This is a genomic window from Acidimicrobiia bacterium (genome assembly GCA_036271555.1).
In the GTDB taxonomy this organism is placed as follows: domain Bacteria; phylum Actinomycetota; class Acidimicrobiia; order IMCC26256; family PALSA-610; genus DATBAK01.
In genome coordinates, this window is record DATBAK010000100.1 from 1 (window position 1) to 6,121 (window position 6,121).

The 6,121-nt window shown below is 71.0% G+C and carries 7 protein-coding genes; all 7 read right to left on the reverse strand.

Translation table 11 applies throughout. From position 1 onward, the window contains the following. Positions 1-320 (reverse strand): NAD(P)-binding protein (locus VH914_22025; protein ID HEX4493895.1); only part of this gene is annotated, 320 nt, incomplete at its 3' end. Next, positions 317-1,267 carry an alpha/beta hydrolase gene (locus tag VH914_22030; protein HEX4493896.1) on the reverse strand — a complete coding sequence of 317 codons (951 nt, stop codon included), beginning with the start codon at positions 1,265-1,267 and terminating at the stop codon, positions 317-319. The genes VH914_22025 and VH914_22030, both read right to left, overlap by 4 nt. After that, positions 1,264-2,910 carry an amidohydrolase family protein gene (locus VH914_22035; protein HEX4493897.1) on the reverse strand — a complete coding sequence of 549 codons (1,647 nt, stop codon included), beginning with the start codon at positions 2,908-2,910 and terminating at the stop codon, positions 1,264-1,266. Before VH914_22035 ends, VH914_22030 begins: the two co-directional genes overlap by 4 nt. Positions 2,911-2,983: 73 nt before the next feature. Then, a complete protein-coding gene (locus VH914_22040) occupies positions 2,984-3,136 on the reverse strand; it encodes a hypothetical protein (GenBank protein ID HEX4493898.1) in 153 nt (50 codons plus the stop codon). Then, entirely contained in the window at positions 3,129-4,232 is a 1,104-nt protein-coding gene (locus VH914_22045) for an amidohydrolase family protein (GenBank protein ID HEX4493899.1), read from the reverse strand. Before VH914_22045 ends, VH914_22040 begins: the two co-directional genes overlap by 8 nt. Next, positions 4,229-5,023, reverse strand: a complete 795-nt coding sequence (locus VH914_22050) for an SDR family oxidoreductase (GenBank protein HEX4493900.1) — start codon at positions 5,021-5,023, stop codon at positions 4,229-4,231. Before VH914_22050 ends, VH914_22045 begins: the two co-directional genes overlap by 4 nt. A 4-nt stretch (positions 5,024-5,027) precedes the next feature. Next, complete coding sequence (locus VH914_22055; GenBank protein ID HEX4493901.1) at positions 5,028-6,026, reverse strand: aldo/keto reductase; 999 nt, start codon at positions 6,024-6,026, stop codon at positions 5,028-5,030. Positions 6,027-6,121 lie beyond the last annotated feature (95 nt).

A 6,121-nucleotide genomic window follows, 5' to 3' on the forward strand; every position in this document is an offset into this window, starting at 1 on the left:
ACGTGCGCGCGCAGGCCCCGCGCGTCGACCGTCGACTCGAGGTACTGCTGGAGCTCGGGCTGGCGCGCGTGGGTGCGCGTCCAGTCGTGCGGCCGGAACGAGAAACAGTAGAGGTGCGAGCCGACGTCGACCTCGGCGCCCGGATAGGTGTTGTCCCACCACGTACCGCCGATTCCCGACGACGATTCGTAGATCGTGAACGTGTCGATACCGGCGCGTTCGAGCGCGACGCCCGTCGCGATGCCGCCGAAGCCGGCGCCGACCACGACGACCCGCGGGGTACCCGCGGGACCGAAGAGCTCCGCGCGCGTCGGTCTCACGAACTGCGGGAGTCGAGCCGCGGCCGCAGCCACTCACGCACTGCGTGCGACCACCGTCGTGCCGGCTCGGTGCCGTCGAACAGCTCCACGCAGCCGTGCGGCGCGCCCGCGACGACCACGAGGTCGGTCGGCACGCCGGCACGCGTGAGCCGCAGCGCGTAGTCGATGTCTTCGTCGCGGAAGCCGTCGGCGCTACCGGCGATCACCATCGTCGGTGGCAGGCCGACCAGATCGGCGTCGCCGGCGCGCGCGGGCGCCGCGTACGCGGGTACGTCGGCGCGCCCGTACTGCGCGCCGAGATAGCACCGCCAGCCGAAGGTGTTCGCCCCGCGCGACCACCCGATGAGCCCGTCGGCGCGGCTCGACTCCGTGATCTGGCGGTCGTCGAGCATCGGGCATTGCAACAGCAGCGAGGCGATGCGGGGTCCGCCGCGATCGCGCGCGAGCAGCGAGAGGGCCGCCGCGAGCCCACCGCCCGCGCTCACGCCCATCAGCCCGATGCGATCGGGGTCGACGCCGAGGTCGTTCGCGTGCGCGACCGTCCATTCGAGCCCGGCGAGGCAGTCGTCGAGCGGTCCGGGATACGGCGAGTCGGGCGCGAGCCGGTACTCGACCGACACGCAGACGCAGCCGAACTCGTTCACGAACGCTTCGAGCAACGAGTCGTCCATGGCGTGGGAACCGAGCACGTAGCCGCCGCCGTGGATCGAGAAGAGGCACGCGGCCGGACCCTGCAATCCGCGCGGCCGGTGCACGCGCACGACGACGCGCGGATCCTCGTGGACGACGTGATCCAAGCGTTCGACCGTGTCGGTGCTCACGGGGTCACCGCCGAACATCGTCGCGGTGGCCGCTCGCACCGCAGCGAACGTCGAGTCGTCGATGACGATCGGTGGCATGGCCGCCGCGCGCGCCGCGATCTCCGCGTGCAGCTCGAGCGCGCTCATGCCATCTCGGGTCGCGTGCCCGGTCGCGTGTCGAAGACATCGAGCTGCTCACCGTCGACCCGGATCGGCACGCCGTTCACGAGCACGTGCCGTACGCCGACGGGCTCCTCCGCGGTCAGCCGCTCGGCGTCGGCCGGAAAGTCGCGCACGCGCCGGGTCGGGCCTGGCGCGACCGTGTCGGGGTCGAACACGCAGACATCGGCCCATGCACCCTCGCGGAGGTAGCCGCGGTCGACGAAGCCGAAGAGATCAGCGGGCTCCCCCGCGAGCTTGCGCACCGCGCGCTCGACCGGCAGCACACCCCGGTCGCGCACCCACGTGCCGAGCAGGTCGGTCGGGAGTGGCGCGTCGCAGAGCTGATCGACGTGTGCGCCCGCGTCGGAAAGACCGAGCACGACCTGCTCGTTCATGAGCAGCGCGCCCACCGCGTCGGGTTCGTCGTTCGCGATGTACGCGCGGAAGCGCGTCTCGAGGTTTTCGGACAACGCGAGCTCGCACATCACGTCGAGCGGGCTCTGACTGCGCTCGCGCGCGACATCGCTGACGCGCCGGCCGACGAGCTCCGGGAACCGCGCCGACTCCGACACCTCGAACGTCTCCCACCGCGGCTTCATCGGCGAGTCCTCGAGGTCGGCCGCGGCCGCGGCCCGCCATGCGGGATCCCGGTACGCGGCGACGCGCACCGCCCGCCCGACCTTCATGAGCTCGCCGAACACCTGGCCGGTGTTGAGGCTGTACGCATCGGCCATCGTGAACTGCAGCGTCAGCGGACGCGGCGTCACCTGCGGCCACACCTTCGCGTTGCGCGCGAGCCCCTGCTCGTGCAGCGCGAGCATGTCGTGATGCTTGCCGTTCGGCGTCGCGAACAGCGGATACATGATCGGGCGCGCGATCCGAGCGGCCCACGTGTAGGCGTCGCGATACGCGCATTGCTCCCCGGGCGTGAACAGCACGACGCCCTTGCCGGTCGCGTCGGCGGCGCGGAACAGCGCGTCGACCTCGTCGGCGTCGGCGAAGCGGCTCGGCACCGGCTTGCCGTCGACGCCGCGGTGCGCGAAGGAGAAGCTCGTCGAGAACCCGGCCCCGCCGGCCTCGATGCCCTCGCGCACGAGCGCAGCCATCCGCGCGATCTCGTCGGTGGTCGCGCCGCGCTCGTACGCGGCATCCCCTAGCACATAGAGCCGCAGCGCGGAGTGCCCGATGTAGGCGGTGAAGTTCAGCGTGGTGCCGCGTGCGCGCACGAGGTCGAGGTATTCGGGGAAGGTCTCGAAGTCCCACACAATGCCCGCGGTGAGCGTCGCCGGATCCATGTCCTCGACGTTCTCGAGCGTGTGCACGATCGCGTCATGATGCTCCGGCCGCGTCGGCGCGATCGTGAAGCCACAGTTGCCCGCGACCACCGTCGTGACCCCGTGATACGACGACGGTCGCAGCGCGGGATCCCAGAACACCTGCGCGTCGTAGTGCGTGTGGATGTCGATGAAGCCGGGCGCGACGACGCAGCCCGACGCGTCGAGCTCACGGTCGGCGCCGAGGTCGTTCCCGATGGCGCGGACGCGCCCGTCGGCGACGAGCACGTCGGCCGGCCGCCCGGGCGCGCCCGTGCCGTCGACCACCGTGCCGCCGCGAATGGCGATACTCATGGTCGCACCCGCTTCGCTCGCCGCTCCCGACGCGGGGTGGGCGCGGTACCGCGCCGCCGAGAGGCGACGACGCTCATTTCGAGCCACCGGACTCGTAGGTCAGCAGCTCGACGAGGTTGCCGTCGGGATCGCGCGTGTAGACGCTCGTACCGCTCGCGCGCCGGCCGCCGTCGACGCGCTGCATCGGCAGCGACACGTGATCGATCCCGACGACCTGCTCACTCATGCGCGAACCCGTAGAGACGCGCGCAGTTCGTCGCGACGATCGCGCGGCGGTCGGCGTCGGACAGCGCGCCGAGCGTCTCGGCGATCGCGCGCTGCGAGTCGGGGAACGTGCTGTCGGTGTGCGGGTAGTCCGACGCCCACATGCACGAAGCCGCGCCGAGCATCGGTACGAAGCGCTCGGCGAGCGGCTCCTCTTCGAACGTCGCGAACACCTGGGTGCGGAACAGGTCGCTCGGCGCGATCGCGGGCGCGTAGTCGAGCCGCTCGCGCAGTGCCTCCCACTCGAGATCCATGCGCGCGAGGAAGTACGGCAGCCATCCGAGCCCCGACTCCGCGAGTACGAGCGTGAGACCGGGATGACGCTCGAGCGCGCCGCTGAAGATCATCGTCGCGAGTGGCTCGTCGAGCTGCAGCGGCAGCAGTGACGCGAACGCCGCCGACTGCCACTTCCCGATCCGGTAGCTCAACCGCGTCGATGTGCCACCACGGATGTGAAAGCTCAGCGGCAGCCCCGTTTCCTGCGCGGCGCCCCACAAGCGGTCCCACGCGCGATCACCGACATCGATGTCGAACACACCGACGATCGCGCCGCGGTGACCGCGCGCCGCGCCGCGTTCGAGCTCCCGCGCCGCCGCTTCCGGTGAGTGCGTCGGCAAGAACGCGAGCACGCAGAGGCGGTCGGGCGCGACCGCGTTGAACTCGTCGACGGCCCAGTCGTTCCACGCCGCGCAGCACGCCTCCTGGAGTGCGGGATCGTCGACTGGAAATCCGAGCGCCAGCGGGCCGTAGATCACCGACGCGGCGAGGCCGTCGCGGTCCATGTCGTGCAGCCGCAAAGCGGGCGTGCCCGCGCGGTAGCCGTCGTCGTCGATGCCGGCGCGCCCGATCGCGCTGAGCTTCGCGACCGCGGCGCGATTCTTCGGCATGCCGCTGCGGCCGATCACGCGGCCTTCGCACAACCACTGCGCACCCTTGTCGCCGGCGACGACACGCGGGCCGCGCTCGGCGTCGGCGCGCGCCAACCGCGACTCCCACACCGCGGGCGGTACCGCCGACAGGTCGAGATGATCGTCGCAGGAGTAGATCGCGGTCGTCACTTCGACTCCGACGCTTCGTTGAGAAGCTCGCCCATCGGACGGGGACGCGGGCCCGCGGTCGTGCCGCCGTCGACCGGCAGGACGATGCCGGTGATCTGCGCGGCGCGGTCGCTCGCGAGGTAGAGCATCGCCTCGGCGACGTCGCGCGGCGACCCTTCGCGCTGCAACGGTTGCATCGCGCGCACGATCTTCGACTGGTCGAAGCGCGCGTTCATCGCGGTCGGGATGTGTGCGGGCGCTACGCAGTTCACGCGTACGTTGTGGGCGGCGAGCTCGATCGCGGTCGACCGGGTGAGATGGATCACCGCCGCCTTCGACGCCCGGTACGCCATCACACCGCTGCCCGCGTTCATCCCGCCGATCGACGTCGTGTTCACGATCGCGCCGCCGCCGTGCTCGGCCATATGGCGCGCCGCGCGCTGCGTGCCGATCATCACGCCGAAGAGGTTGACGCCCATCACGCGCTCGAAGTCGCGGAAGTCGTCGTCGAGGAAGCGAGCGGGCGAGCCGCCGACGCCCGCGTTGTTCACCATCACGTGCAGGCCGCCGAAGCGGGAGACCGCGAGGTCGACGGCCGCCTGCACGTCGTCGGCGGACGCGACGTCGGTGCGAATCGCGACGACCGACGGACCGAGCTCGGCCGCGACCGCGGCACCACCGTCTTCGGCAACGTCGGCGATGACGACGCTCGCACCCTCGGCCGCGAACCGCTCGGCCGTGGCGCGCCCGAGCCCGCTCGCGCCCCCGGTGACGATCGCGACCTTGCCCACGAGCTCGCCGTCGGCACTCACCTCGTCACACCTCTTCGATCCAGAAGTCCGGCTTCGTGTCCACATCGTGCCGCGCGAACGCGGCGTCGATCTCGGCGAGGTCCTCGGCGCTGATCGTCCACCCGACCGCGCCCGCGTTGTCCTCGACCTCGGCGACCGTGCGGCAGCCGACGAGCGAGGTGCTCACGGCCGGATGCGAAGTCGCCCAGCGCAGCGCGAGCTGCGGCAGGCTCTTGCCGTACTTCTCGGCGATCGGGCGCAGATCCTCGACCGCACGCACGTTGTCCCGGAACTTCTCGGGTCCGAACAGCGCCGCGAACATCTTGATCACGCCCATGTTGCCCTGCCGCGCGCGCCAGTCGGCGGTCCCGAAGTCCTCGTCCTCGGAGAACGTGCCGGTGAGCAGTCCGAAGGCGAGCGACCCGTACGCCATGAACCCGATGCCGTGCTCCGCGCAGTACGGGAGGATCTCGCGATCCATGCGGCGGTCGAAGAGGTTCCAGCCGTACTGCACGACGTCGACGGGGCGCACGGCCGTGCAGGCCTCGATCTCCTCGAGCTTGAAGTTCGAGAGCCCGACGAAGCGCACCTTGCCTTCACGCACGACGTCGTCGAGCGCGCTCATGGTCTCCTCGAACGGCGTGTTCCGGTCGGGCCAGTGCACGAGATACACGTCGACGTGATCGGTCCCGAGGTTCTCGAGGCTCTTGTCGATCGACGCGTGCACACGCGCGGCGCTGCTGTCGCGATGGTTCGGCATGTCCCGGTAGTTCGCGCCGAACTTCGTGACGATGATCGCCTCGTCGCGCCGACTGCCGAGCGCCTGCGCGAGCGAGCGCTCCGACGCGCCGAGGCCGTAGCCCTCGGCGGTGTCGAAGCAGTTGACACCGAGGTCGAGCGCGCGCCCGATCGCGCGGTCGAACTCGCTCGCGTCGACGTCGCCGTAGCCGCCGCCGATCTCCCAGCAGCCGAAGCCGACGGCGGACACATCGAGGCCGGTGCGTCCGAACGATCGTGTTTCCATGGTCATCCCTTCGTATCCCGCGTCGCGCTCGCTCCGCTCGCCGCTCCGTGCCGCGGGATGGGAGCGGGCAAGGTCGCTTGCTCGCTGCGCTCGCC

Coding starts and splice junctions, on each gene's coding strand:
- VH914_22035 (HEX4493897.1), bottom strand. CDS start 2,910: ATGAGTATCGCCATTCGCGGCGGCACGGTGGTCGACGGCACGGGCGCG.
- VH914_22055 (HEX4493901.1), bottom strand. CDS start 6,026: ATGGAAACACGATCGTTCGGACGCACCGGCCTCGATGTGTCCGCCGTC.
- VH914_22040 (HEX4493898.1), bottom strand. CDS start 3,136: ATGAGTGAGCAGGTCGTCGGGATCGATCACGTGTCGCTGCCGATGCAG.
- VH914_22030 (HEX4493896.1), bottom strand. CDS start 1,267: ATGAGCGCGCTCGAGCTGCACGCGGAGATCGCGGCGCGCGCGGCGGCC.